This window comes from Psychrosphaera sp. F3M07, from assembly GCF_018860345.1.
Lineage (GTDB): Bacteria > Pseudomonadota > Gammaproteobacteria > Enterobacterales > Alteromonadaceae > Psychrosphaera > Psychrosphaera aquimarina.
In genome coordinates this window covers 582,822-608,360 of sequence record NZ_JAHKPJ010000021.1, presented here as the reverse complement: position 1 = coordinate 608,360, position 25,539 = coordinate 582,822, and the positions used below count along the sequence as shown (strand labels likewise).

Genomic DNA, 25,539 nt, shown 5'->3' with positions numbered 1-25,539 from the left:
GATTTTTCACCGGCTGATACTAAACCGTTAGCCGCTCGAATGCGCCCGTTGACCTTAGACCAATATGTTGGACAAAAACATTTGGTTGGCGAAGGTAAAGCCATCCGTAAAATGATTGAAGGCAAACGCTGTCATTCAATGATCTTATGGGGACCTCCTGGTACTGGAAAAACAACATTGGCTGAGCTTATTGCACAATATTGCGATGCAGAAGTAGAAAAACTTTCTGCTATCAGTGCCGGTGTCAAAGAAATTAGAGCAACCGTTGAACGAGCCAAAGAACGTCTACAACAAACCGGTAAAAAAACCGTATTATTTGTCGATGAAGTACATCGTTTTAATAAAGGTCAACAAGATGCTTTTTTGCCGTTTATCGAAGACGGTACGGTTAGTTTCATTGGGGCGACAACTGAAAATCCTTCATTTGAATTAAATAACGCTATATTGTCTCGTGCTCGAGTTTATATATTAAAAGCCATAGATGAAGATGATCTGATCGCATTAGTTCAAAGAGCCTTATCCGATACTGAGTTAGGCCTTGGAAGTTTAAAGCTTAACTTATCGGATAAAAATCGGAGCTTACTTATCGGTTTAGCCGGTGGTGATGGACGTAAATTATTAAATTATTTAGAGCTGTGTGGTGATTTAGTCGCAGAAGATAATGTCATTACCAATGATATCATTGAACAAGCCACAGGCAATCAGATGGCGACCTTTGATAAAGGTGGCGATCATTTTTATGATCTTATTTCTGCTTTTCATAAGTCGGTTCGAGGTTCCGCCCCCGACGCCGCTTTATATTGGTATTGTCGTATTTTAGCTGGCGGAGGCGACCCTTTATATGTTGCTCGTCGTTTATTAGCCATAGCAACAGAAGACATCGGCAATGCCGATCCAAGAGCGATGGAAGTTGCATTAAATGCATGGGATATATTTCATCGAGTTGGCCCATCAGAAGGCGAGCGAGCGATTGCCCAAGCAACTCTGTATTTAGCGGCTGCGCCTAAGAGTAATGCCGTCTATATGGCATTCAACCAAGCAAAGCGTGATGCAGCTAGTTTACCGAGTTATGATGTTCCTATGCATTTAACTAATGCGCCAACTGAATTAATGAAATCAATGGGGCGAGGTGCTGAATACCGCTATGCCCACAATGAACCTAATGCCTATGCTGCTGGCGAAAATTACTTGCCAGAAGAAATGGCAGGTACTGAGTACTATCAACCTGTGGATAGAGGCTTAGAGAAAAAAATTGCAGAAAAATTACGTTATTTAAAAGACTTGGATGCCAATGCTTAAATTATTCAAAGTAGTGGATGAAAAACATGAATAATCTCCTATTTGTTGCTTTGGGCGGGGCGTTAGGCGCAAGTATGCGTTATGGCGTTACTTTGTTAATGATCAGTCTGTTAGGCAAAGGTTTCCCCTATGCAACTCTACTGGTTAACGTAATAGGTTCATTTTTCATGGGGATCTTATTTAGCGTAATTGAACATGGTATGATGTCCGACTTGCCTTGGCGCTCACTATTTGGAATTGGTTTGTTAGGTGCGTTTACCACCTTTTCTACGTTTTCTTTAGACACTTTGTTGTTATTACAACATGGTGAATGGTTTAAGGCCGTATTGAATATATTTTTGAATGTAGTGGTTTGTATTTTTGCCGCCTGGTTGGGAATGCAACTGTATATGTTAAAACACAGTTAATCTGAACTTGAGTTTGTCGAGTTTATTATAAAAATTTAGTTAAAGGGTTATTAAAAATGTTAGATCCAAAGTTCTTTCGTAACGACATAAATGAAGCTGCAAGTCGTTTGGCTACCCGAGGCTTTGAATTGGATGTTGCAAAACTTAACGAGTTAGAGACTCGCCGTAAAGACTTACAAAGTGCAACACAAGAATTACAAAACGAACGTAATACTAAATCAAAATCTATTGGTCAAGCCAAAGCCAAAGGTGAAGATATTCAACCTTTATTAGCCACTGTTGCTGATTTGGGTGACAAACTAGATGCCGCTAAAGCAGAGTTATCTGAGCTTTTATCTGAAATTGATACCATCATTTTACAAGTGCCTAATTTGCCTCAAGCTGAAGTGCCAGTGGGTAAAAATGAAGATGATAATGTTGAAGTGTTAAAGTGGGGCACACCTAAACAATTTAACTTTGCTGTTAAAGATCATGTTGAATTAGGTGAAGCACTTAGCAAAGGTTTAGATTTTGAAATGGGGGCTAAATTAAGTGGCGCTCGTTTTGTGGTTATGCGTGGTCAAATGGCGAGATTAAACCGTGCATTGTCACAATTTATGCTTGATTTACACACAGAGCAACACGGATATACAGAAACCTACGTGCCATATTTAGTGAATCCAGAAAGCTTACAAGGTACGGGGCAATTACCTAAGTTTGAAGAAGACTTATTTCACACTAAACCTATCTCTGGTCAAACGGATAAAGAAGGTGAACAAGACAGCCGTAAGTTGTCGTTGATACCAACAGCAGAAGTACCATTAACCAACTTTGCTCGTGATGTCATTTATGATGAAGCTGAGTTACCCGTTAAATTAACCGCACATACACCATGTTTCCGTTCAGAAGCGGGCTCTTATGGTCGTGATACCAAAGGGTTAATTCGTCAGCATCAGTTTGATAAAGTTGAATTAGTGCAAATGGTTAAACCTGAAGATTCAAATGAAGCGTTGGAACAGCTAACAAATCACGCCGAAACAATCTTACAAAAACTCGACCTGCCATATAGAAAAGTAATCTTATGTACAGGTGATATGGGCTTTTCAGCAACCAAAACGTACGATCTTGAAGTATGGTTACCAGCACAAAACACCTATCGTGAAATCTCTTCATGTAGCAACATGGGCGATTTCCAAGCTCGCCGTATGCAAGGCCGTTTTAGAGCTAAGGGCGCTAAAAAGCCAGAGTTATTACATACATTAAATGGCTCTGGTTTAGCAGTAGGCAGAACATTGGTTGCTATTTTAGAGAATTACCAAAATGAAGATGGCACTATTACGGTACCTGATGCTCTAGTTCCTTATATGAATGGATTAACTCAGATAGGTTAATTGGAGCGATAACTTGGTTACAAAAGCGATTGATGATGGACAGGCAAAGTCGAAAAAGGTTAAACCTAGGATAAGGTTGTTAAAATACCTTTATGCTTTTTCTATCGCGTCGTGTTTCTTGGTTGTCATTTGGCTAGGTTATCAGGCTTTTCTGAGACTTAGCCAAGGTTATGATGCAAATTCATTAGATAAAGTTACTAGCTATCAGCAGGTAATATCTCCGAGTCATCAACATGACAATAATGATAAAGAAGTGGAACTGATCCATGTTTGATTTAACCACCGTATGGCTGATGATGTTTTTTATAGGCATTATCGCTATGTTTTTGCAGTTTAGAAAATTAGCTGAAATTGCAGAGTCATCAGCAAAAAATTACTGCCAACGTTATCACCTGCAATTGTTATCGGTACCAATGCAAAGCTGGAAATTAGGATACGAAAAAAAGCTAATTTTAAAAGTTAGTTTTATTTTAAATTACAGTGCGGATGGTATTAGTGCAAAAAAGGGCGAAATTATCCTGCATAATGGCAAAGTTGAGCATATACACCATTGGAGTTAACTTATTTAGTATAATTTCATTTTTTAACTATCATATTTCAATTAAAGGTGAACTTTTTTTATACAGTGCCGATATATAAAGAAAGAAATTTGATAGGTATTTAAAATGAAGTTGCAGCAGAAAGTGTATTTAAGTTTAGTGACTGCGATATTGTTACCACTAATCATTTCAACATATTTATTCTCATCCTCAATTACATCATTTTTAACCTCAAAATTAGAAAACTCGGAATTACCCACCGCATTATCTGAAGTCAGAAATGCAATTGAGTTAGAACTCTCTAGCCCTATTGAAGCCGCTAAAGCAATTGCAACCAATTCGATGGTGATTAATTGGATAGCCGCTGGTGAACCTGAAAGTAAACTTCAAGAATTTACCCAATACCTTTTAAATAATAAATCGAATAATGAAGCTATCACTGCCTTTATCGTGTCGAGTGAATCTTCTAATTATTACACCAATGAGGGGATTGTTCGAAAAGTTAGCCGCAGCGAAGATCCTTGGTTCTATGATTTTTTAAACTCAAATAAGCAGTTCGATTTAAGTGTTGATATAGATAAAAACTTAGGGCAAGCGGCTGTATTTATCAATTATGCTATCTCGGTGAATAACCGTGTTGTCGCCATTGGTGGAGTAGGTCGTTCGCTTGATGCTATGACCCAATTAATCAAAAGTTATCGTATAGCCAAAACAGGTATTGTTTATTTAGTTGATGAGCAAGGCACGATCGTTTTGCATCCAGATCAAACCTTAATCGGCAATAAAATTGATTTAGCAGCAACAAGATCGAAAGGTCTTAATACGGTAGAGATTGAGAATGAAAACTATATCCGATCTAGCATTAAATTAAATTCACTAGATTGGAATTTAGTGGCTGAAATACCAAAACAAGAATTATTTGGAGCGATTGAATCTGCTATTTTCCAAAATATTATCTTTGGAGTGATCATAGCTGGCATCGGTTTTGTGCTGGTAAACTTATTAGCAAAACAAATATTTAGACCAATCCGTTCGATACACAGTTCAGTAGTCAATTTGACTGAAAAAGACGGTGATCTTACTGCCAGAATACAAGTGACAGATCAAAATGAAGTTGGTGAACTCGCGGCTCAAATTAATATTTTCTTAGACCAGTTACACAGTATGTTCAAACGTGTCTCTTCAGCGAGTGAGCAAGTAAAGTTAATAGCAGATAATGTTGCTCATAAGGTCAGTGATTCAAGGCAATTAGCCGATGACCAATCTCATAGTACACAAACCGTTGCCGCAGCGGTTAATGAAATGGAATCTACCGTCAGACAAATATCTGAAAATGCTGAGTTGGCGTCTGGCGTTGCCCACGAAACAGAAGAAAAAACTAACTCGGGTAGTGAGTTTGTGCAATTAACCATTGAACAAATGAATAAATTAGAAATATCAATGAATCATTCGGTTGACTCAGTGAATGAGTTATCAGATGAAATACAATCAATTACTCATGTGTTAGATGTTATTAAAGGCATATCGGAGCAAACCAACTTATTAGCTCTGAATGCAGCTATCGAAGCGGCAAGAGCCGGAGAGCAAGGGCGAGGCTTCGCTGTAGTAGCAGATGAAGTAAGAACGCTAGCGAAACGCACAGCGGAGTCAACGGAAGAAATTAATACCATGATAGCTAAATTGCAAAATAAAGCGTCTGATGCGGTTGCTGCAATTAAAATTGGCAGTGAAGGAACCCAAAATGCGGCAGTTAGGTTAGTCACTACAGGTGAAACTTTTAGATTGGTTGCTGAAGAGATTGTGCAGTTAACAGAAATGAATAATCAAGTCGCCTCATCAACAAAAGAGCAAACCTTAGCAACCGGTGAGATTAATGAAAATGTGGTGCTTATTTCAGACACGGCCAGTGAAAATAAACAAAAAATGGAAGAAGCCGCTGAACTGTGTTTGGAGTTAGAAGCAAACTCAAAAGAACTAGAACAATTAGTGTCTAAGTTTATTCTTTAAGTAATCGGTTTCTACAGGTTCATCGTGGTGTAAATAAACTGATTAATTACGATTAATACTGAAATGAAATCGTTATCAATATATTGAATTTAGCTGTGTATAAATAACACTAAGGCGAGCTTAAAAATAATTAGTAATATGGTGGAACCCAAGGTGCCGATGAAAACCTAACCCATGAACAACCGACGTGTTCAGGGCGGAAAATATATTTTTGCCGTAGGCTTCTCGATTGCCCACCGAAGTGAGTCGAGCTTGCGCAATAGCAAATAAAATACTTTCCTGTAAAAGTATTATCGGCTCAGGGATACAATTTTCTGTCAAACACCCCAGGTAACCATATTAAAAAGTAGTCCAACAAAATGTAATACACTAATAATATTAATGCACACATAATCGTTATTCTATTTCGTCGCGGAATATAACAGGATTAGAATTTAGCTCAAGTGCAAAAGTAAACTTTTTGGATGAATGAATAAATATTTATCAAACTGCTTAGTTATCAATCAGAGTTACCTTAACTCTATGGTTAATCCATTGGTAACACTACCCACAGCGCTTAAAACAGTGATAAGCTAACAGCATATCGTTATATTAATTTTGTCTATTTCTTACTGGATTTATGGTTTGTTAAGAAATAAGTATTTTTGAAAGGTTTCCAAATGAATCATGACCAGTTAGTTTCTGTTTTAAATGAACATGACTTTACCGCTACAGCCAGTGAACTTCACGGTTTATTAACCGGATTAATTGCTGGCGGCATGTTTAGAGAATCCACCGATTATCTAGATCATATGTCAGAGTTATTTAACAATGGATTAACCGTAAAAGGTTCATTAAAAAAAGCGGCTGAAACGATTGTAGAACAAGTATTTAGTCAACTTGAATCTGAAGATATGTCATTTGAATTATACCTTCCAGATGATGATGAATCGTTATCAGATCAAGCCGAAGAGTTGTTAAATTGGGTGCAATACTTTTTAGTTGGTTTTGGCTTTAATAAACGAGATCTAACCATGTCTTCAAATGAAGCACGTGAAATCATTGAGGACTTTACCAATATTACTCGCATGGATACTCAATTAGACGAAGACAATGAAAGCCAAGCTGACTTTTATGAAGTCATCGAATTTGTGCGTATTTCTACCGTATTATGCCATCAGGAATTTGGTAAAGCGGTTAATCAGGCCAAACCTGTTACAAATACACTACATTAATCAATAAGTTGTAAAATATGCCTTCAATTCCTATTAATGAATTTAAGTTAAGACGAGAGCAATTGTTAGCAAAATTAGCAGACAATAGCTTAGTTGTAATGAGTGCTGCTAAAGAAGTGACTCGAAGTAGAGATACTGAGTATGCATTTCGTCAAAATAGCGACTTTCATTATTTAACTGGTTTTCCTGAACCCGATGCTTGGTTAATTTTAGAAAAAGTAGGGGGCGTTACAAAAACAAGTTTAATTTGTCGGGTCAAAGATAAAACCGCAGAAATATGGCAAGGAAGGCGGATTGGCAAAGATCAAGCAAAACAACAATATCAATTTGATTACACGGCTTCATTAGATGAATTAGAAAGTGTATTAAAAACCAGCTTAAACAATAAAGACGTTTTATATTGGTCACAAGGCGATGACGAATCAACGGATAAACAAGTGTTTAGTTTGTTAGCGCAATTAAGAGCATCAGCTCGAATGGGGTTAACGGCACCAGATAAACAAATTGATGTTCGTCCTCTTATTCACGAAATGCGTTTATATAAATCGGCTAATGAAATAAACGTTATGAAATGTGCTGGTGAAATTTCAGCCGCAGCTCATTGCCGTGCAATGCGTTTTTCTGCCACACAAGTTAAATTAAACAAACCTGTTTTTGAATATCAATTAGAAGCTGAAATACATCATCATTTTGCGATGAACAATGCTCGTTTTCCCGCTTACGGCACTATAGTTGGTGGTGGTGATAACGCGTGTATATTACATTACACGGAAAACCAAGATCAGATTAAGCCTACAAATATGGTTTTGATTGATGCCGGTTGTGAGCTTGAAGGTTATGCTGCTGACATTACAAGAACGTTTCCTGTGAACGGTAAGTTTAGTCCAGAACAAAAAGTCATTTATCAATTAGTATTAAATGCTCAGCAAGCCGTGTTTAGTGCAATTAAGCCAGGTGTTACTTTAAGCGAGTTAACATCGATATCGGTAAAGGTCATTACAAGTGGCTTACTAGAACTAGGTATTTTAACCGGAGATATTAATACACTTTTAACCCAAAATGCGCATAGAGCTTATTATATGCATGGATTAAGTCATTGGTTGGGTTTAGATGTACACGATGTGGGCAACTACAATATTGAGGGTGATGCAAGACCACTTGAAGCAGGAATGGTATTTACCGTCGAACCAGGGATATATATCGACGCGGACTCAAATTGCGATTCTAAGTGGCATGGCATTGGTGTTAGGATTGAAGATAATATCGTTATTACCGAAGATGGTTTTACAAACTTAACAGATTCCGTTCCTAAAACGGTAGAAGAAATAGAGTCCTTAATGGCGTGAATTAATACACATTGAGTATTTTTATAAAATACGTTGTGATTCAGAGTTAATCAAGCATAAAAAAAGGAGTAGGTATTAACCTGCTCCTTTTTTTTATTTTAGTAAATATTTACAGGTGTAAAGAAATACCTAAGAATATACCAGACATATCGATATCTGCAGTTAAGTCATCACTGTCGCCACCGAAATCAGTAGGGTCAATGTTTAGTTGGAAAGCACGGTAACCTGCTTCAACATTAATATCTAAAACTGGGATCATAGGGATTGTATAACGTGCAACTACTTGGTAATCCATGTGGTTAGTTTCACCGTAACCAATATAGTTTGCTTCTGCCATCACAGATAAACCTGTAAATGGAAGATAACCGCCAACACGAGCAAAAGCCATTGGAATAGGCGCGTCTAATTTTGCTATACCAGTGTTAATTGCTAGTTCACCGTCAAATTGGCGAATGTTTAAACCAAAATCAACAGTAATAACTGGTAATGGTAGTCCCCAATAAAGCGTTAAATCAGTGTGATTTAAATTAACATTAGAATCTAATGTTACGTTGCCACTGTATGTTTCTCCACCAAATTCAAAGGACTTATCAATAGAACCCATACCTGTGGTTTCTAATGTAGTTTGTCTAATTTGGATATTTGGCACAACTGGAATTGGATGCTCGAATGCAGCCCAGATAACATTATTATCAGAATCTTCTAATTGTAATGTGTTCTCCAAAGATAGGTCGAATGGTTCACCCGATGCAGTTGCAGAGATATCTCCTTTATAAGCAGTATTCCAAGAATAACCGCCAGCCCAAAAATCAACCAAAGGCAGCGCTGCTACATTAGTTGATGCTAATACGAGTGCAATTGCAGTAGCCGTTTTTTTCATTTTTATAATTCCCTTGATAACTATTAAAGTTGTTATTTCTAATTTCAATCTTAAATCACTGTAATGTCAAACATTTTAACAGTTTTTTAGCTTTTTTATGTTATTAATGTCAGAAAGTTTTCAATTTATTTTTTACTAAATATAGCAATGATATTGAAAATTTGTATATTAGTTGTTAAGTATTCTTATTGAACTGAAAGTGATAAATTCAATTACATGGAGTTAGGGAATTAAATTGAAAAATATTCGCGTGTTATTAGTAGATGATGAAATTTTTAATTTTGAAATGTTAGACATAGCTTTAGGGAGTAAATACAACTTAAGTTATGCATCTTCAGGTCAGCAGGGATTATCTTTGTCAATTGAACAATCCCCACAAGTTATACTACTGGATATTTGTATGCCAGGATTAGACGGCTATGATACGTGTAGGTTATTAAAGAATACGCCTGAAACAAAAGAGATCCCGATAATTTTGTTAACAGGTTTGGATAACGAAGAAGAAGTAAATGAAGGGTTCATGGCTGGTTGTGATGCATATATAACTAAGCCTTTTGAAATGACTGAATTAATGACAAAAATAGAACATTTATCAGAATTATAATTAAAAAGGCGACGGTATGATTAAGTACAGTGACAACCGCAATTTTTTCAGGATGATGGTTAATACAAATATTGAAATTGATATTTCAGATGCCGATGCCGGACGAAAATTAGACGCAGTTTGTAGAGACTTAAGTGCAACAGGCATGGCGGTAGAGTCCGACGAACCTATTGAAGTTGGGACAAATGTTATTTGCCGATTAGAAGGTGCAAGTCCTGAACTGCCAGCATTAAAAGCAAATGCAACAGTGGTTAGGTGTTCACAAGAAGAAGAGGGTGGCTCTTACTTATTAGGCATAGAAATAATAGAGCATCTGTAACATTATACAGGCATAAAAAAGCACCCAATGTACAAGGGTGCTGTTTGTTCAAAATATGTTTACTTTTCGCCAAGTTTTATATTTATAGCATGTAAGCCTTTTGGCCCTTCAGTAAGATCAAATTCTACGTCTTGCCCAGCTTTTAGAGTTTTGTAACCATCCATAGTGATAGTTGAGAAATGAGCGAAAATATCTTCTTCTTTACCTTCTTCTTTAATAAAACCAAAACCTTTAGCGTTATTAAACCACTTAACTTTTCCGAGAGCCATACTTCTACTTCCTATGTTAAATTTTGAACGATTGTTGTTGTAAGTTTTTGTATAAATTTAAAGCGATCAATAAAATACTGTAGATAATTTAAGCAAATAGTCAAGTTTTAACAACTATGTTTTGTGAATTGACTAATATATTTATATAAAGGAAGTAACTTCTTAACATTAATGCAGAAATATTTGTGAATATATGCCAAAAATAACAGATAGTGAACACGGTACAGGCTTATTAAAAGAAGCTGCGAAAAGTAAGTTGAAAAAGCCGCCAATGTATAAAGTTATCTTGAATAATGATGACTACACCCCCATGGACTTTGTAGTAACGGTGTTAGTTAAGTTTTTTTCTAAAACGTTGGAAAGTGCAAATCATATAATGTTTAAAGTACACAAAGATGGAAAAGCCGTAGTCGGCACATATACTGCAGAGATTGCAGAGACAAAAGTAGCACAAGTAAATCAATTTTCTCGCGCCAATCAACATCCATTGTTATGCACAATGGAACAAGAATAACTAAATTTATATTTATATTTAGTATTCGTTTGACCATATAAGAGGGTGTCTATGTTAAACAAAGAATTAGAAGTTACTTTGAATGAAGCATTTCGTTATGCAAAGTTACACCGTCACGAGTTCATGACTCTTGAACATTTATTAATGGCTCTATTAGACAATTCCGACGCCAAAGATGCATTGTTAGCATGCTCAGCTAATTTAGATAAAATTAGGGCTGAACTAGCTGAATTTATAGCTCAAACCACACCGTATTTACCAGAAGACCCTGAAGAAGAAAAAGACACTCAGCCAACACTTGGGTTTCAACGTGTATTACAACGCGCTGTATTTCATGTTCAATCTTCAGGTAAACAAGAAGTAACTGGAGCGAATGTATTAGTCGCAATTTATTCAGAACAAGAGTCACACGCAGTTTATGTATTAAAAAGTTTCGATATTACACGTTTAGATTTAGTTAATTATATTTCGCATGGTGTTGATCAAAACGAAGATGGTAATGATGGCGAAAATGTTGAATCTGAAGATGGTTCAGCAGACGCGGAGAACACGCTAGATAGCTTGTGTATCAATTTAAACGAATTGGCTACACAAGGAGGCATTGATCCTATTATCGGACGAGAGCATGAGATAGAGCGTTGTATTCAAGTACTTTGCCGTCGTAAAAAGAATAACCCTTTATTAATTGGCGAAGCAGGGGTAGGTAAAACAGCAATTGCTGAAGGTTTAGCGTTTAAAATCGTTAATAAAACCGTTCCGGAAGTAATAGAAAATGCTACTGTTTATTCATTAGATATGGGTAGCTTATTAGCCGGTACTAAATATCGTGGTGATTTTGAAAAGCGGTTAAAAGCCTTGTTAAAACAACTACAAGCACAAGAACACGCGATATTATTTATTGATGAAATTCACACAATTATCGGTGCTGGAGCTGCTTCTGGTGGCGTAATGGATGCTTCTAATTTACTTAAACCTTTATTAGCAACGGGCAAATTACGTTGCATGGGATCAACCACATACGGTGAGTTCAGGAATATCTTCGAAAAAGACAAAGCGTTAGTTAGACGTTTTCAGAAGATTGATGTTGAAGAACCAAGTGTGGAAGATACCACTAAGATATTAATTGGGTTAAAGGAACGTTACGAGCAACATCATGGTGTTAAATATACCAACTCGGCGTTAAGAGCTGCAGCTGAATTATCTGACCGTTATATTAATGAACGTCATTTACCTGATAAGGCGATTGATATCATTGATGAAGCCGGTGCGCATCAAAAAGTGTTACCGAAATCCAAACGTAAAAAACAAATTAACGTGAGCATTATCGAGCAGATAGTCGCTAAAATTGCACGTATACCTGAAACATCAATATCGCAATCAGACAAAGATGTGTTACGTAATGTTGATCGTAACTTGAAATTAGCCGTATTTGGTCAAGAAGAAGCTATTGATGCCTTAACGGCAGCCATTCGTTTATCACGTTCAGGCCTTGGTAGTGAAGATAAACCTATTGGTAGTTTCTTGTTTGCCGGTCCTACTGGTGTTGGTAAAACAGAAGTAACAAAACAGTTGTCAAAAGTCTTAGGTATTGAATTATTAAGATTTGATATGTCGGAGTATATGGAACGTCATGCCGTAAGTCGTTTAATTGGTTCACCTCCAGGTTATGTTGGCTTTGAACAGGGTGGTCAATTAACAGATGCGGTAATGAAACATCCACATAGTGTGGTGTTGTTAGATGAAATTGAAAAAGCGCATCCAGATGTGTTTAATATTTTATTGCAAGTGATGGATCATGGGACATTAACGGATAACAATGGCCGTAAAGCTGATTTTAGAAATGTTATTTTTGTTATGACAACAAATGCTGGTGTGATGGAAGTGTCGAAAAAATCAATCGGCTTTTCCCATCAAGATCACAGTTCTGATGCTATGGAAGAAATCAAACGTACCTTTAGTCCAGAGTTTAGAAACCGTTTAGATAATATCGTATGGTTTAACCACTTAAATGAAGAAACTATTTTACAAGTAGTCGATAAGTTTATCGTTGAGTTACAAGCACAGCTTGATAAAAAACAAGTTGAATTGGAAATTTCAGAACCAGCAATGAAATGGTTAGGTGAGAAGGGCTACGATAAAACGATGGGAGCGAGACCGATGGCTCGATTAATCCAAGATAAATTACGTAAACCTTTAGCTAATGAAGTTCTATTTGGGAAATTAGTTTCTGGTGGTTTAGTGAAAGTCGGTGTTAAAAAAGACGAACTGAGTTTTACTTACGAAACTAAAGTAGTCGAAACAGCGTAATTATTAGATAAAAAATAATACGTTAAATTAATCGAGATGGAGCTCGCTTAATTTAACCATTAAAATGTAGATATAAAAAAACCGAGAATTATCTCGGTTTTTTTTATACTTATTTACGAATCGAACTATCTAGCACGGAACGTAATGCGACCTTTCGAAAGATCGTAAGGAGTCATTTCCACTGTTACTTTGTCACCTGTTAAAATACGGATGTAATGTTTACGCATTTTACCGGAGATATGAGCAGTCACAACGTGACCATTTTCTAATTCAACACGGAACATAGTATTTGGCAAAGTGTCTAAAATTGTACCTTGCATTTCAATAACGTCTTCTTTCGCCATTAAGCGTATAACCTCTGGGACTGTTTTGTAAGCGTAAAAAAATAAGCGCAGATTTTGCCCAAATTTGCTCTAAAAGTAAAGGCAATACTGGAAATAAATAGTATTTAACTTGGTAAGTTGAAAGATCAGGGAGTTATAAAGGAATAAAAACTTATATTTTTTTGCGTTAAAACGTACTCGATGTCCATAAACCTAGTGTTATTCGATAAATTCGAACCAACCATCTTGGGTGCGTATTTGATAAGGCGTAAATCGAGTTTTATAATTCATTTTTTCACACTCTTTAATGTAATAACCTAAATATAACCAATTTTTATCTAATTGCTTGGTGATATTAATTTGCTGCAAGATCATTAAAGTCCCTAAAGAGTATTTTAGATATTCAGGGTCATAAAACGTGTAAACGGCAGATAAACTATCTGGTGTAACATCACAAATTGCGACAGCAATGAGGAGCTCGTTATCATATAGCTCAATATATACCTTATCCATCCAATCACATTTGGTAAAACTTTCTAATTGGGTTTCATTAGCCGGGTACATGACCCCATCTACGTGTTTAGTATTAATGTATTTTTCGAATAATGGGTAATATTGCTCCGATACTTTATTGGCTAAATTTACTTTGAATTTATCGGCTTTCTTGAGTATGCGCTTTTGACTGTTTTTAAGGTTAAATTTATACACGGGCAAACGAATAGATTGGCAGGCATTACAATTAGAACAATGAGGTTTATATACATGATCTTCTGAACGTCTAAACCCCTGATTTTGTAGGGCTGAATATATAATAGGCGTCAAAGGTTGTTCATCAATATAAACGAGTAGTTGCTCTTTTTGATCTGGTAAGTAACCGCAATCAAACGTTGTCGATAATCCAAATTTAACGGTAGTCATATAAACTAATAAATGTTTGCCATTGTATAAACTTAGAAGAAAAAACAGATATTGGTAACCTTTGTTTTCGACTATCCGTCAATCGTTCTAAATAGAGGTCTCTTGATATTAGACTCGCGCCCATGCTCATAAGATAAGGGTTAGGTAATTGGCAATCGATAAATGCACCTTCAAAATCTTTTAATAAATTAGCTAAACATATTAATGCTAATTTTGATGCGTTTGGTTTTAATGAAAACATCGACTCGCCACAAAAACAATTACCAACTAAAACACCGTAAAGTCCACCAACAAGCTTTTTGCCATTATTGTCTATTTCCCATACTTCAATGGAATGAGCATGGCCTGATTTATGTAATTGTTGGTAACACGTCTTCATTTCTGAAATGATCCACGTACCTTCAGAGTTTGGTCTGGGTTTAGCGCAATGTGATATTACTTGATCAAACTGTGTGTTTATACTGACGCTATAATTACACTTGTTTAAAAATTTCCTCAGAGATTTGTTTACTCTAATATCAGAAATATTTATTACAGCTCTCGGATCTGGACTCCACCACATAATAGGCTCATCCGAAGAGTACCAAGGAAATATTCCTTGTTGATAACCATTAAAAACACGTTGTGGATTTAAATCGCCACCTATAGCTAATAAACCGGCTGGTTCATCTAGAGCGTGAGACGGTGAAGGAAACCAATTAAGGTCGTCTGATAAATAATGAAGTGTGTTATTCAATTTAATTAAAGATTAAAAGAGGAGGGAGAACCCTCCTCAATTAACACTTATAGAGCGTCTAAGTAACGTTCAGCGTCTAACGCAGCCATGCAGCCAGTACCTGCAGACGTAATAGCTTGACGGTAAATATGGTCACAAACGTCACCCGCCGCAAATATACCTTCTACATTCGTCGCTGTCGCATTGCCATCAAGGCCGCTATGAATTTTTATATAACCATTGTTCATGTCTAATTGACCATCGAACATTGCGGTATTAGGTTTATGTCCAATAGCGATAAACAATCCCATAACATCAAACTCTTCCTGAGCGTCAGATTGTGTGTCGTTAAGGCGTACGCCTGTTACACCCATATCATCACCTAGGACTTCATCTAAGGTTTTGTTTAAATGTAAAACAATGTTGCCTTTAGCCACTTTATCCATAAGACGCTTAATTAAGATTTTTTCAGCTTTAAATGTGTCACGTCTATGCACAAGATGAACTTCAGAAGCGATGTTGGATAAATAAAGTGCTTCTTCAACTGCAGTATTACCACCGCCTACTACGGCTACCTTTTGATTACGATAGAAGAAACCGTCACAAGTAGCACAAGCTGATACGCCTTTACCCATGAACGCTTGTTCAGACTCTAGACCAAGATATTGTGCTGAAGCACCAGTACAAATAATTAATGCATCACAAGTGTAACTTACAGAGTCACCTTTTAATGAGTATGGTTTTTTGCTGAAATCCACAGAATTGATGTGATCAAAGATAATTTGAGTTTCAAATTTTTCTGCATGTTCTTTCATGCGCTCCATCAATATAGGACCGGTTAGATCGTTTGCATCACCTGGCCAGTTTTCAACTTCAGTTGTCGTAGTTAATTGACCACCTTGCTGCATACCTGTAATCAAAACAGGATTTAAATTTGCTCGTGCTGCATAAACCGCAGCAGTATAACCTGCAGGACCTGAACCTAAAATAATCAAACTATGATGCTGAACTTCACTCATTAACGACTCCAATACGCCTTTAAAACAATTACTGTTATTTATTGGGGGGATCATAACGAGTTGCAAGTTCCAAACAAGTTAAATTTTAAAAAAAGTAGTATAAATACGAAATAGGATATAATTTAAGATATTACTCAATATGCGTAACATCTAATTCTAACTTTAAAGAAGTAGGTAAATGGCGAAAGTGACCAGATTGCTTTGTTTATTTTTGTTAATTATTAACGGCCATGCCATTAGTAAAGAATTTGTTATTGGGGTTGAAGACATCCCTTATTACCCTCTGTTTGATTTCAACCAAACAACTCCAACCTACACAACAGAATTATTTAATGAATTCGGGAAACAATATGGGCATACATTTAGATATGTACCATTACCCATCAAACGTTTCGAAAAATGGCTTGAAGAAAATGAAATCGATTTTAAATATCCGGATAACCCACGTTGGTTCGCTGATAAAAATGCACACAAGAATTTAATATTTAGTGATTCAACACTTGAATTAGTTGCCGGGACGTTAACTAAATCTGACTCCGACTTGACTGAAGATAACTTTAAAGTCTTAGGGACTATTTTGGGGTTTTATCCATCAATTTGGATTGAAAAGATCATAGATAAACAAATTAACTTATTTGAACATCCATCCACCATGGTATTAGTCAGACAAGTATTAGAAGGGCAACTCGATGGTATCGATTTAGAAATGAGTGTGGTTAATCATTATTTAGCTAAATTAGGTCGGGAAGGTGAATTGATTATCAACAAGGGCTTTAAGTATGAAGTGTATGATTACCACCTATCTACTATTAAACATAAAGATGTAATTTTACAGTTCAATGAGTTTATAGCGAAGAACAAAACGTATATTTTACAACTAAAAACTAAATTCAACATTATTGATCATAAGCCTTATTTGGGTTGAAATTCACTATTAAAGTCCAGTATTTATATATTCAGGTGAGGTACAATCTGCCTTAAGCTCTATATTTGATATGATATGTTTTTATCTTATCTTTTATAAATAAATTACATATATCTGGTCGTATGAGTTAATATTAACAAAGTTAAATGACCTATTAATTTAACAATCAAAACCAAGCAACAAAACAAAGCTACAACACCAATTAAAGACAACAATTTACCACTGGAAAATACATGAAAACCACGAAAACCATGAAAAAAGCGGCAATTGCTCTTAGTATTCAAGCAGCTCTATTAACTTCAATGTCCTCATTTGCTGCCGAACAAGCAGACAAAAAAGATGATTCTAAATTAGAGAAGATCACAGTAACTGCATTAAAACGTTCACAATCTATTCAAGATGTACCTGTTTCCATTGCCACATTATCCGGTGAAAAATTTGAAAACATGTTTTCATCTGGTGATGACATTTTATCTTTAGCTACACGAGTACCTGGTCTTTATGCAGAATCGTCGAATGGACGTGTTGCCCCTCGATTTTATATGCGTGGTTTAGGTAATACAGACTTCGATTTAGCAGCCTCACAACCGGTTTCTATTATTATGGATGACGTAGTAATGGAAAATGTTGTGTTAAAAAGTTTTCCACTTTTTGACGTTGATCAAGTTGAAGTGATCCGTGGCCCGCAAGGCACCTTGTTTGGGCGTAATACAACTGCAGGCATTGTTAAATTTACGAGCCGTAAACCAACAGATGATTTTGAAGCCTATGTTAAAGGTGGGGTTGGAACCTATGGGTTAACTAACTTTGTTGGTGCAGTTGGTGGTGGTTTAACGGATACATTGTCAGCAAGAATTTCAGTGTTAGAGCAATCAAAAGATGATTGGATTGATAACGCTCATACAAATGAAGAGAATGCGTTTGGTGGTCATAAAGACTCAGCTTACCGTATACAATTAGCCTATAACCCAACTGAGCAATTAGATGTTTTATTTAACTTCCACTCTCGTTCTCTAGATGGGACTTCTTCGGTTTTCCGCGCTAACGTTTTAACGACCGGCAGTAACAAACTCAATGAAAATTATGACCGTGATTCTGTTAAGTATGATGATGGTGATAATAATCCACAAGTTTATGATGCAGATGGTTGGAGCGTAAACGTAAATTATGACCTAGGTAACATAACCGTTACTTCTATTACCGCGATGGAAACTGCGGAAGGACGTGGTAAAGGCGATATAGATGGTGGTGTGAATAACGCAGATGGTTCATCGGAACCTGGTTTTATTCCATTCTCAGCCGTGACAGAAGATCAATTAAATGATTTAGAACAATTTACCCAAGAAGTTCGCTTCTCAAGTAATGGTAATAGCCAATTAAGCTGGCAAGCCGGTGGTTTTTATTATGACTCTTCATTTAGTGTTGTCAGTATCGATGGATTTTTTGGTGCGACTGAAGTATTCCATGAAAACACAACTTGGGCTTTATTTGGCCAAACAACATACCAAGTTAATGATCAATTATCCGTTATTGGTGGTTTACGTTACACAGATGATGACAAATCATTGTCAGTGGGTGATCAAAACAAAGATGGCTTTGCGTTAGTTATTGGTGCGGCAACAATTCAAGAGTATGCCCCTGTAAACGTTGGTGAAGCTAAAGTTAGTTGGGAAGCAATGGCCAACTACAAAATTGATAATGATATGAGTGTATATACTCGTATTTCTAATGGTTTTAGAGCGCAATCAATTCAAGGGCGTGATATTGCTTTTGAAGGAATGCCTTCTGTTGCAGAAGCCGAAACAATAATGTCTTACGAAGCTGGTTTTAAATCTGATTTATTTAACAATACAATTCGTTTAAACGGGGCAGTATTCCATTATACAGTTGACGATATTCAATTAACTGCTGTAGGTGGTAATGGAAATAGCATAGGTTTAACTAATGCAGGTAAAGGTGTTGGAACCGGTTTTGAGCTAGATTCTGAATTCAGAGTAAATGAAAACTTACTAATTACGGCAGGTTTTTCATATAACAAAACAGAATTACAAGACGAAAGTTTATTAATTGGTGTTTGCGGTTCAGGTCAGTGTACTCCAACCGATCCATTAAGTTCTGATGGCAGTGCAGCTTACGTAGACGGAAATCCATTCCCTAATGCACCAGAAACGATTCTAACCTTAACAGGTCGCTACGCTTTCCCTATGGGAGATAGCGGTGAAGTCTTTGTTTATTCTGATTATGCTTACCAAGGTGAAACAAGTTTATACATATATCAAACAGAAGAGTATGTTACAGACGGACAGTTTGAACTTGGCTTAAGAGTAGGTTACTTCAATTATGATCTTGATTTAGAAGTGGCGTTATTCGGACGTAATATTACCGATGAAGACAATTTAAAAGCAGGTATAGATTTTAACAATAATACCGGCGTGGTTAATGAACCAGCTGTCTGGGGTATTGAATTTAAAAAGTCATTTTTTTAGATACGAATATTGAGCAAAAAACCCGTTAAATATAACGGGTTTTTTTTGTCTTGATTTTATAAACAACACTTATTTACATTTATATAAAATTAACATGCTTGAATTTTAGGCAAAAAAAAGCCCAGAACAATTTAGCCTGGGCCAGAGAATGGCTCGTTTTATGAGCCGTGCGCTAACTGTGCTAGTGATGAAATGATATTTCTCACTAGGGCAACATCTACTTACTTAATGTTGACGATGGAATTAGTTTAGAACAAAAAAGATAAAAAAAAAAGCACTTTAATTGAATATTAATCTCTTTTAAATCAATAGTTTATGTAATTATACATTTTAACCCACAGAACGATGCACACCATTAACAGGGTTACTCACAGGTTATGAACAGAAGGCCGATTTACGCTTTAAAATACCTATTATAGGTATATTTTGCAAATGTGTCGACAAAGTTGGCTGGATTACTTGACGAAATAGTTATTTAAGACTAGATTGTCGACAACTTGGTAAAAAGTAGCTAATAATAACGTTTATGTTTAACTCTCAACTAGAACAAGCCATTACATCGTCAGATAAAACCTTCATTAAGTTAAGGTATGCAATTGTTGAAGGTGAAATAGCCGCTGGTAGTAAACTTAGTGAAGCTGAATTGTCGACAAAGTATACCGTAAGCCGTGCGGTGATCAGAGAAGCCATCAATCGATTAGAGTCTTGTCATTTAGTTGAACGTAAAGCCAATGTTGGGGCAAGAGTTGTCTCTTTGTCTCCAAATGGTTTAGTAGAACTTTATCAAATTCGTGAATCATTAGAAGGCATGGCTGCAAGATTAGCGGCCAAGAACATGACATCTAACGAGATTGAAGAATTAAATCAACTGTTAGAAAGTCATGCCAACAAAGTTGAGCAAGAAGGTTCTTATTACCAAGAGGCCGGTGACGTAGATTTTCATTATCGAATCATTCTCGGTTGTAAAAACAAACAACTTATCTCCTTATTAGTTGATGGTATTTATCATTTAGTTCGGATGTATCGAGTTCAATTAGGTATGTCAGGTCCGAGGATCACAACCGCATTTGATGAACACAAACATATCGTCAGTGCCATTCAAAATAGAGACGAGGAGTTAGCTGAGATGTTAATGCGTCGTCATATCATGTATTCAAAAAATAATATTGCAAATAAATTGGTGTAAACCCCAGTTACTATTTAAGAGAGTGAAATTATGAGCGCAGGAAAAAAATTCCGTCAAGCATTAGCTGACAATCATCCACTTCAAATCGTTGGAACTATTAACGCTTACTCAGCAATGATGGCAAAACAAATTGGTCACCAAGCAATTTATTTATCTGGAGGGGGGGTTGCCAATGCATCCTACGGTTTACCCGATTTAGGCATGACATCATTAAATGACGTTATTGTTGACGTTCAGCGCATTACGTCAGCTTGTGATTTACCCTTACTGGTAGACATAGACACTGGTTGGGGCGGTGCATTCAATATCGCTAAAACGATAAGAGATATGGAAAAAGCCGGTGCCGCGGCGGTTCACATGGAAGATCAGGTTGCACAAAAACGTTGTGGACATCGTCCAAATAAAGAAATTGTATCAGTAGAAGAGATGGTCGACCGCATTAAAGCAGCAGTAGATGCGCGAACAGACCCAGACTTTTTTATTATGGCGCGCACCGATTCGTTTGCTCAAGAAGGATTAGAAGCCGCTATTGAAAGATCAAAAGCCTATATCGCTGCTGGTGCTGACGGTATTTTTGCTGAAGCAGTGCAAACTGAAGAGCATTATCGTGCATTTTCAGAAGCATTAGACGTTCCTATCCTTGCCAATATTACAGAGTTTGGGCAAACCGAATTATGGAATAAAAAACAATTGGGTGAATGGGGTGCTGCTATGGTCTTGTACCCATTAAGTGCCTTTAGAGCAATGAATAAAGCAGCAGAGATGGTATATACGTCTATCTTAGAAAAAGGCGACCAAAAAGAGGTTGTGGATACAATGCAAACGCGTATGGATTTGTATGATTACCTTGGTTACCACGACTATGAACAAAAATTAGATAGTTTATTTGCTCAAGGCAAAAACAAATAAATTATCCACCAAATCAAAAATATGACGAAAGAAATATAAATATAAAATAAAAGGTGTTCTTAACTAAAGGTTATGGTTAATGAACATCAAATCAAACGTATTGAGGGGATGACAATGGCTGAGAAAAAGTTAACAGGTGCAGGTTTACGCGGTCAAAGTGCAGGCGAAACTAAATTGTGTACAGTAGGAAAGTCGGGTTCAGGTTTAACTTATTGTGGATATGATGTATCAGATCTAGCAGACAACGCGATTTTTGAAGAGGTGGCTTATCTATTATTTAACGGTGATTTGCCAAATCAAGCACAACTGAGTGCGTATAAAACAGAGCTTAACGGCATGCGTGATTTACCTGAGGCACTTAAAAGTGTGCTAAAACTGATTCCAGCCTCGGCTCATCCTATGGATGTGATGCGTACAGGTTGTTCTTTTTTAGGTAATTTAGAACCTGAAACTAGTTTTGAACAACAAAATAAAGCAGCAAACCGACTTCTTGCCGCTTTTCCTGCAATCATGTGTTACTGGTACAGATACAGCCATGATGGTGTTGAAATTGACTGCACCACTGACGAAGATTTATTAGCGGGTCATTTCCTCAAATTATTAAATGGCACAACACCGTCAGATCAACATCGCAAGGTTATGGATGTTTCACTTATTTTATATGCAGAACATGAGTTTAATGCATCGACATTTACAGCACGAGTGTGTGCATCAACACTATCTGATATGTATTCTTGTGTAACTGGAGCTATTGGATCTTTACGTGGTCCACTTCATGGTGGAGCTAACGAAGCTGCAATGGATATGATACTTAAGTTCAAATCACCAGCAGATGCTAAAGTACAAATGGCTGGTATGTTAGAACGTAAAGAAAAAATCATGGGATTTGGTCACGCTATTTATAGTGAATCTGATCCACGTAATGTGATCATTAAAAAGTGGTCAGAAAAGTTAGCATATGAAAATGGTGACACTTCACTTTATGATATATCAGTGGCTTGTGAAGAGTTTATGTGGGATACCAAAAAGCTATTTTGTAATGCCGATTTCTTCCATGCATCTACTTATAACTACATGGGAATTCCAACAAAACTATTTACACCGATATTTGTTTGCTCACGACTCACCGGTTGGGCAGCACACATAATGGAACAACGTGCAAATAATAGAATTATTCGCCCAAGTGCAGATTATATAGGGTCTGAGCCAAGAAAAGTAACGCCAATCTCTCAACGCTAAAGGTTAATTGTAGTATATGACCTGCAGTCAAAAGCCAACTTGACTGTAGGTCACTATTTAACTGTTTATATTCTCGCCAAAAAATACAAGTGGATTACGTTATGAATTATCAATACCGAAAACCTTTACCTGGTTATAAAATAGGTAACTCAACGATAGATTTTTTTGATACTAAAGAAGCCGTTGAAGATATTACTCCTGGGGCTTATGCAAAATTACCTTATACCTCACGCGTTTTAGCTGAACAATTAGTCCGTCGTTGTAATCCAAATGATTTAACGGATGCGCTAAGACAGTTAATCGACCGCAAACAAGATTTAGATTTTCCTTGGTATCCAGCTCGTGTGGTTTGTCACGATATTTTAGGCCAGACAGCATTAGTGGATTTAGCGGGATTGCGTGACGCGATTGCAGAGCAAGGTGGAGATCCTGCTAAAGTGAATCCGGTTGTACCCACTCAATTAATTGTTGATCATTCCTTGGCTGTAGAACATGGCGGTTCGGATTCTGATGCGTTTGATAAAAATAGAGCAATTGAAGATAGACGTAATGAAGACAGATTTCATTTTATTGAATGGACAAAAACCGCGTTTAAAAATGTAGACGTTATCCCTGCAGGTAACGGCATTATGCACCAAATAAATTTAGAAAAAATGTCACCGGTTATACAAGCACGTGATGGTGTTGCTTATCCTGATACCTGTGTAGGCACCGACAGTCATACACCACATGTTGATGCATTAGGTGTTATTGCCATTGGAGTAGGTGGTTTAGAAGCTGAAACTGTAATGTTAGGTCGACCATCTATGATGCGCTTGCCGGATATCATTGGGGTAAAACTAACCGGCAAACGTCAACCTGGTATTACCGCCACTGATATTGTATTAGCGATAACAGAATTTTTGAGAAACGCAAAAGTCGTTTCCAGTTATCTAGAGTTTTTTGGTGAAGGCACAAAAGAATTAACCATAGGCGATCGTGCAACTATCTCAAATATGACACCGGAATACGGTGCTTCAGCAGGTATGTTTTATATTGATCAACAAACCATTGATTATCTTAAGCTCACAGGTCGTGAACCAGAACAAGTCGAATTAGTAGAAACCTATGCCAAACACACAGGTTTGTGGGCAGATGACTTAGTTGATGTTGAATATGAACGAGTACTTGAGTTTGATTTGTCTTCCGTATGCAGAAATATGGCGGGACCTTCGAATCCACATCGTAGATTAGCGACTGCAGATTTAACCTCAGCAGGTATTGCCAAAGAATTAAGCAATTGCCAACAACAAGAAAAAGACGGTGAAATGCCAGATGGTGCGGTTATTATTGCGGCAATCACAAGTTGTACTAATACTTCCAATCCTCGTAACGTTGTCGCTGCGGGTTTAATTGCTAAAAGGGCAAATGAGCTTGGTTTGTTACGTAAACCATGGGTTAAATCATCGTTTGCTCCTGGCTCCAAAGTGGCCAAATTATACTTGGAAGAATCTGGACTATTGCCTGAAATGGAAAAGTTAGGTTTTGGTATTGTTGGTTATGCATGTACAACGTGTAACGGGATGAGTGGGGCATTAGATCCAAAAATTCAACAAGAAATCACGGAACGAGATTTATATACAACTGCGGTTTTATCCGGTAACCGTAACTTTGATGGTCGTATTCACCCTCATGCAAAACAAGCCTTTTTAGCGTCACCGCCTCTAGTTGTTGCATATGCAATTGCAGGGACTATCCGTTTTGATATTGAACAAGATGTTTTAGGTCAAGATCAACAAGGTAATGACATACGTTTAAAAGACATTTGGCCAAGTGATGAAGAAATTGATCGTATTGTAAACTCGTGTGTTAAACCGGAACAATTTAAACAAATTTACACTCCAATGTTTGACTTAGGGGCATTTGAGCCTGCGGAAAGTCCTTTGTATGACTGGCGTCCACAAAGTACCTATATTCGTCGTCCTCCTTATTGGGAAGGAGCGTTAGCGGGTGAACGCACAATGAAAGGTATGGTGCCACTTGCGGTATTAGGGGACAACATCACAACAGATCATTTGTCTCCATCTAATGCCATTCAGTTAAACAGCGCCGCCGGTGCTTATTTAGATAAAATGGGCTTACCGGAAGAAGACTTTAACTCTTATGCCACTCACCGAGGTGATCATTTAACTGCACAGCGAGCTACGTTTGCCAATCCTAAACTATTTAATGAAATGGTATTAGATCAACAAGGTGAAGTAAAACAAGGTTCGTTGGCACGTATTGAGCCTGAAGGTAAAGAAAGTCGTATGTGGGAAGCCATAGAGACTTACATGCAGCGTAAACAGCCGTTAATCATCGTTGCTGGCGCTGATTATGGGCAAGGTTCTTCACGAGATTGGGCGGCAAAAGGTGTTCGTTTAGCCGGCGTTGAAGTCATTGTTGCTGAAGGTTTTGAACGTATCCACCGTACTAACTTAGTTGGAATGGGCGTTTTACCTCTCGAATTTATAAATGGCGAAACGCGTAAAACCTACAACATTGACGGGACGGAAACTTACGATGTTGAAGGTGAAATCGATTCAGGCGCTATCATGTCTGTTGTTATGACACGCCGCTCTGGTGAGATAGTCACAATTCCGGTTAAGTGTCGTTTAGATACTGCTGAGGAAGTATCGGTTTACAATGCTGGCGGTGTATTACAAAAATTTGCACAAGATTTTTTACAATCTAACAGTCATTAAAAGTGCAGTGAAGGCAGCTAT

The 25,539-nt window shown here is 37.1% G+C and carries 24 protein-coding genes and 1 other RNA gene; 18 read left to right on the top strand and 7 right to left on the bottom strand.

All coding sequences use genetic code 11. From position 1 onward, the window contains the following. The first annotated feature begins 39 nt into the window (after window positions 1-39). From KO505_RS13295 to KO505_RS13270, 6 genes are all read left to right on the top strand, one after another. Window positions 40-1,299: a replication-associated recombination protein A gene (locus tag KO505_RS13295; RefSeq protein ID WP_216056012.1), complete on the top strand. Its 1,260-nt coding sequence runs from the start codon at window positions 40-42 to the stop codon at window positions 1,297-1,299. A gap of 26 nt (window positions 1,300-1,325) precedes the next feature. Beyond that, the gene (gene crcB / locus KO505_RS13290) at window positions 1,326-1,706 is read left to right on the top strand and encodes a fluoride efflux transporter CrcB (RefSeq protein ID WP_216055923.1); all 381 of its coding nucleotides are present in this window, start codon (window positions 1,326-1,328) and stop codon (window positions 1,704-1,706) included. Between the two features lie 56 nt (window positions 1,707-1,762). Beyond that, window positions 1,763-3,076, top strand: coding sequence for a serine--tRNA ligase (gene serS / locus KO505_RS13285; RefSeq protein WP_216055922.1), 1,314 nt, complete (start codon window positions 1,763-1,765; stop codon window positions 3,074-3,076). Window positions 3,077-3,089: 13 nt separating this feature from the next. Continuing rightward, window positions 3,090-3,350, top strand: a complete 261-nt coding sequence (locus KO505_RS13280) for a hypothetical protein (protein ID WP_216055921.1) — start codon at window positions 3,090-3,092, stop codon at window positions 3,348-3,350. Then, the gene (locus KO505_RS13275; RefSeq protein ID WP_216055920.1) at window positions 3,343-3,636 is read left to right on the top strand and encodes a DUF3301 domain-containing protein; all 294 of its coding nucleotides are present in this window, start codon (window positions 3,343-3,345) and stop codon (window positions 3,634-3,636) included. Before KO505_RS13280 ends, KO505_RS13275 begins: the two co-directional genes overlap by 8 nt. 105 nt (window positions 3,637-3,741) lie before the next feature. Further along, the gene (locus tag KO505_RS13270) at window positions 3,742-5,622 is read left to right on the top strand and encodes a methyl-accepting chemotaxis protein (protein ID WP_216055919.1); all 1,881 of its coding nucleotides are present in this window, start codon (window positions 3,742-3,744) and stop codon (window positions 5,620-5,622) included. Between the two features lie 141 nt (window positions 5,623-5,763). Here KO505_RS13270 and ssrS read toward each other — a convergent pair. Continuing rightward, window positions 5,764-5,958: non-coding RNA, 6S RNA (gene ssrS / locus KO505_RS13265), on the bottom strand. Window positions 5,959-6,281: 323 nt separating this feature from the next. On the opposite strand from ssrS, the gene KO505_RS13260 reads away from it, so the two are divergent. Next, a complete protein-coding gene (locus KO505_RS13260) occupies window positions 6,282-6,836 on the top strand; it encodes a UPF0149 family protein (protein ID WP_216055918.1) in 555 nt (184 codons plus the stop codon). Between the two features lie 17 nt (window positions 6,837-6,853). Next, on the top strand, window positions 6,854-8,182 hold the full coding sequence (gene pepP, locus KO505_RS13255) for a Xaa-Pro aminopeptidase (protein WP_216055917.1): 1,329 nt from the start codon (window positions 6,854-6,856) through the stop codon (window positions 8,180-8,182). A gap of 109 nt (window positions 8,183-8,291) precedes the next feature. On the opposite strand, the gene KO505_RS13250 is transcribed toward pepP, so the two are convergent. Next, window positions 8,292-9,062 (bottom strand): TIGR04219 family outer membrane beta-barrel protein, encoded by a 771-nt coding sequence (locus KO505_RS13250; protein ID WP_216055916.1) that lies wholly within the window; start codon window positions 9,060-9,062, stop codon window positions 8,292-8,294. 229 nt (window positions 9,063-9,291) lie between these two features. On the opposite strand from KO505_RS13250, the gene KO505_RS13245 reads away from it, so the two are divergent. Together KO505_RS13245 and KO505_RS13240 are read left to right on the top strand one after the other, a co-directional pair. After that, window positions 9,292-9,666: a response regulator gene (locus tag KO505_RS13245; protein WP_315945838.1), complete on the top strand. Its 375-nt coding sequence runs from the start codon at window positions 9,292-9,294 to the stop codon at window positions 9,664-9,666. Window positions 9,667-9,682: 16 nt separating this feature from the next. Then, window positions 9,683-9,985 (top strand): PilZ domain-containing protein, encoded by a 303-nt coding sequence (locus KO505_RS13240; protein WP_216055915.1) that lies wholly within the window; start codon window positions 9,683-9,685, stop codon window positions 9,983-9,985. A gap of 59 nt (window positions 9,986-10,044) precedes the next feature. Here KO505_RS13240 and cspD read toward each other — a convergent pair whose 3' ends face one another. Beyond that, window positions 10,045-10,254 (bottom strand): cold shock domain-containing protein CspD, encoded by a 210-nt coding sequence (gene cspD / locus KO505_RS13235; protein ID WP_216055914.1) that lies wholly within the window; start codon window positions 10,252-10,254, stop codon window positions 10,045-10,047. Window positions 10,255-10,447: 193 nt separating this feature from the next. On the opposite strand from cspD, the gene clpS reads away from it, so the two are divergent. Continuing rightward, complete coding sequence (gene clpS / locus KO505_RS13230; protein WP_216055913.1) at window positions 10,448-10,768, top strand: ATP-dependent Clp protease adapter ClpS; 321 nt, start codon at window positions 10,448-10,450, stop codon at window positions 10,766-10,768. Between the two features lie 51 nt (window positions 10,769-10,819). After that, window positions 10,820-13,075, top strand: coding sequence for an ATP-dependent Clp protease ATP-binding subunit ClpA (clpA, locus tag KO505_RS13225; RefSeq protein ID WP_216055912.1), 2,256 nt, complete (start codon window positions 10,820-10,822; stop codon window positions 13,073-13,075). Window positions 13,076-13,200: 125 nt separating this feature from the next. On the opposite strand, the gene infA is transcribed toward clpA, so the two are convergent. From infA to trxB, 4 genes are all read right to left on the bottom strand, one after another. After that, window positions 13,201-13,419 carry a translation initiation factor IF-1 gene (infA, locus tag KO505_RS13220; RefSeq protein WP_105053115.1) on the bottom strand — a complete coding sequence of 73 codons (219 nt, stop codon included), beginning with the start codon at window positions 13,417-13,419 and terminating at the stop codon, window positions 13,201-13,203. A 198-nt stretch (window positions 13,420-13,617) separates the two neighbouring features. Next, entirely contained in the window at window positions 13,618-14,316 is a 699-nt protein-coding gene (locus tag KO505_RS13215) for an arginyltransferase (RefSeq protein ID WP_216055911.1), read from the bottom strand. Next, window positions 14,303-15,052 (bottom strand): leucyl/phenylalanyl-tRNA--protein transferase, encoded by a 750-nt coding sequence (gene aat, locus KO505_RS13210; protein ID WP_216055910.1) that lies wholly within the window; start codon window positions 15,050-15,052, stop codon window positions 14,303-14,305. The genes KO505_RS13215 and aat overlap by 14 nt, the downstream gene beginning before the upstream one ends. A gap of 47 nt (window positions 15,053-15,099) precedes the next feature. Continuing rightward, the gene (trxB, locus tag KO505_RS13205) at window positions 15,100-16,050 is read right to left on the bottom strand and encodes a thioredoxin-disulfide reductase (RefSeq protein ID WP_216055909.1); all 951 of its coding nucleotides are present in this window, start codon (window positions 16,048-16,050) and stop codon (window positions 15,100-15,102) included. Window positions 16,051-16,228: 178 nt separating this feature from the next. On the opposite strand from trxB, the gene KO505_RS13200 reads away from it, so the two are divergent. From KO505_RS13200 to acnD, 6 genes are all read left to right on the top strand, one after another. Continuing rightward, on the top strand, window positions 16,229-16,975 hold the full coding sequence (locus KO505_RS13200) for a hypothetical protein (protein WP_216055908.1): 747 nt from the start codon (window positions 16,229-16,231) through the stop codon (window positions 16,973-16,975). 233 nt (window positions 16,976-17,208) lie between these two features. Then, window positions 17,209-19,461: a TonB-dependent receptor gene (locus KO505_RS13195; RefSeq protein WP_216055907.1), complete on the top strand. Its 2,253-nt coding sequence runs from the start codon at window positions 17,209-17,211 to the stop codon at window positions 19,459-19,461. A gap of 526 nt (window positions 19,462-19,987) precedes the next feature. Beyond that, window positions 19,988-20,647: a GntR family transcriptional regulator gene (locus tag KO505_RS13190; protein WP_216055906.1), complete on the top strand. Its 660-nt coding sequence runs from the start codon at window positions 19,988-19,990 to the stop codon at window positions 20,645-20,647. A 30-nt stretch (window positions 20,648-20,677) separates the two neighbouring features. Next, window positions 20,678-21,556: a methylisocitrate lyase gene (prpB, locus tag KO505_RS13185; protein ID WP_216055905.1), complete on the top strand. Its 879-nt coding sequence runs from the start codon at window positions 20,678-20,680 to the stop codon at window positions 21,554-21,556. 114 nt (window positions 21,557-21,670) lie between these two features. Then, on the top strand, window positions 21,671-22,795 hold the full coding sequence (gene prpC, locus KO505_RS13180; protein WP_216055904.1) for a 2-methylcitrate synthase: 1,125 nt from the start codon (window positions 21,671-21,673) through the stop codon (window positions 22,793-22,795). Between the two features lie 101 nt (window positions 22,796-22,896). Then, on the top strand, window positions 22,897-25,518 hold the full coding sequence (gene acnD, locus KO505_RS13175) for a Fe/S-dependent 2-methylisocitrate dehydratase AcnD (RefSeq protein ID WP_216055903.1): 2,622 nt from the start codon (window positions 22,897-22,899) through the stop codon (window positions 25,516-25,518). Window positions 25,519-25,539: the final 21 nt, after the last annotated feature.

Excerpts from the sequence above, each read along its gene's own strand:
- KO505_RS13295 (WP_216056012.1), top strand. The coding sequence starts at position 40 with ATGCGCCCGTTGACCTTAGACCAATATGTTGGACAAAAACATTTGGTT.
- crcB (WP_216055923.1), top strand. The coding sequence starts at position 1,326 with ATGAATAATCTCCTATTTGTTGCTTTGGGCGGGGCGTTAGGCGCAAGT.
- serS (WP_216055922.1), top strand. The coding sequence starts at position 1,763 with ATGTTAGATCCAAAGTTCTTTCGTAACGACATAAATGAAGCTGCAAGT.
- KO505_RS13275 (WP_216055920.1), top strand. The coding sequence starts at position 3,343 with ATGTTTGATTTAACCACCGTATGGCTGATGATGTTTTTTATAGGCATT.
- KO505_RS13270 (WP_216055919.1), top strand. The coding sequence starts at position 3,742 with ATGAAGTTGCAGCAGAAAGTGTATTTAAGTTTAGTGACTGCGATATTG.
- KO505_RS13260 (WP_216055918.1), top strand. The coding sequence starts at position 6,282 with ATGAATCATGACCAGTTAGTTTCTGTTTTAAATGAACATGACTTTACC.
- pepP (WP_216055917.1), top strand. The coding sequence starts at position 6,854 with ATGCCTTCAATTCCTATTAATGAATTTAAGTTAAGACGAGAGCAATTG.
- KO505_RS13250 (WP_216055916.1), bottom strand. The coding sequence starts at position 9,062 with ATGAAAAAAACGGCTACTGCAATTGCACTCGTATTAGCATCAACTAAT.
- KO505_RS13240 (WP_216055915.1), top strand. The coding sequence starts at position 9,683 with ATGATTAAGTACAGTGACAACCGCAATTTTTTCAGGATGATGGTTAAT.
- cspD (WP_216055914.1), bottom strand. The coding sequence starts at position 10,254 with ATGGCTCTCGGAAAAGTTAAGTGGTTTAATAACGCTAAAGGTTTTGGT.
- clpS (WP_216055913.1), top strand. The coding sequence starts at position 10,448 with ATGCCAAAAATAACAGATAGTGAACACGGTACAGGCTTATTAAAAGAA.
- clpA (WP_216055912.1), top strand. The coding sequence starts at position 10,820 with ATGTTAAACAAAGAATTAGAAGTTACTTTGAATGAAGCATTTCGTTAT.
- infA (WP_105053115.1), bottom strand. The coding sequence starts at position 13,419 with ATGGCGAAAGAAGACGTTATTGAAATGCAAGGTACAATTTTAGACACT.
- KO505_RS13215 (WP_216055911.1), bottom strand. The coding sequence starts at position 14,316 with ATGACTACCGTTAAATTTGGATTATCGACAACGTTTGATTGCGGTTAC.
- trxB (WP_216055909.1), bottom strand. The coding sequence starts at position 16,050 with ATGAGTGAAGTTCAGCATCATAGTTTGATTATTTTAGGTTCAGGTCCT.
- KO505_RS13200 (WP_216055908.1), top strand. The coding sequence starts at position 16,229 with ATGGCGAAAGTGACCAGATTGCTTTGTTTATTTTTGTTAATTATTAAC.
- KO505_RS13195 (WP_216055907.1), top strand. The coding sequence starts at position 17,209 with ATGAAAACCACGAAAACCATGAAAAAAGCGGCAATTGCTCTTAGTATT.
- KO505_RS13190 (WP_216055906.1), top strand. The coding sequence starts at position 19,988 with ATGTTTAACTCTCAACTAGAACAAGCCATTACATCGTCAGATAAAACC.
- prpB (WP_216055905.1), top strand. The coding sequence starts at position 20,678 with ATGAGCGCAGGAAAAAAATTCCGTCAAGCATTAGCTGACAATCATCCA.
- prpC (WP_216055904.1), top strand. The coding sequence starts at position 21,671 with ATGGCTGAGAAAAAGTTAACAGGTGCAGGTTTACGCGGTCAAAGTGCA.
- acnD (WP_216055903.1), top strand. The coding sequence starts at position 22,897 with ATGAATTATCAATACCGAAAACCTTTACCTGGTTATAAAATAGGTAAC.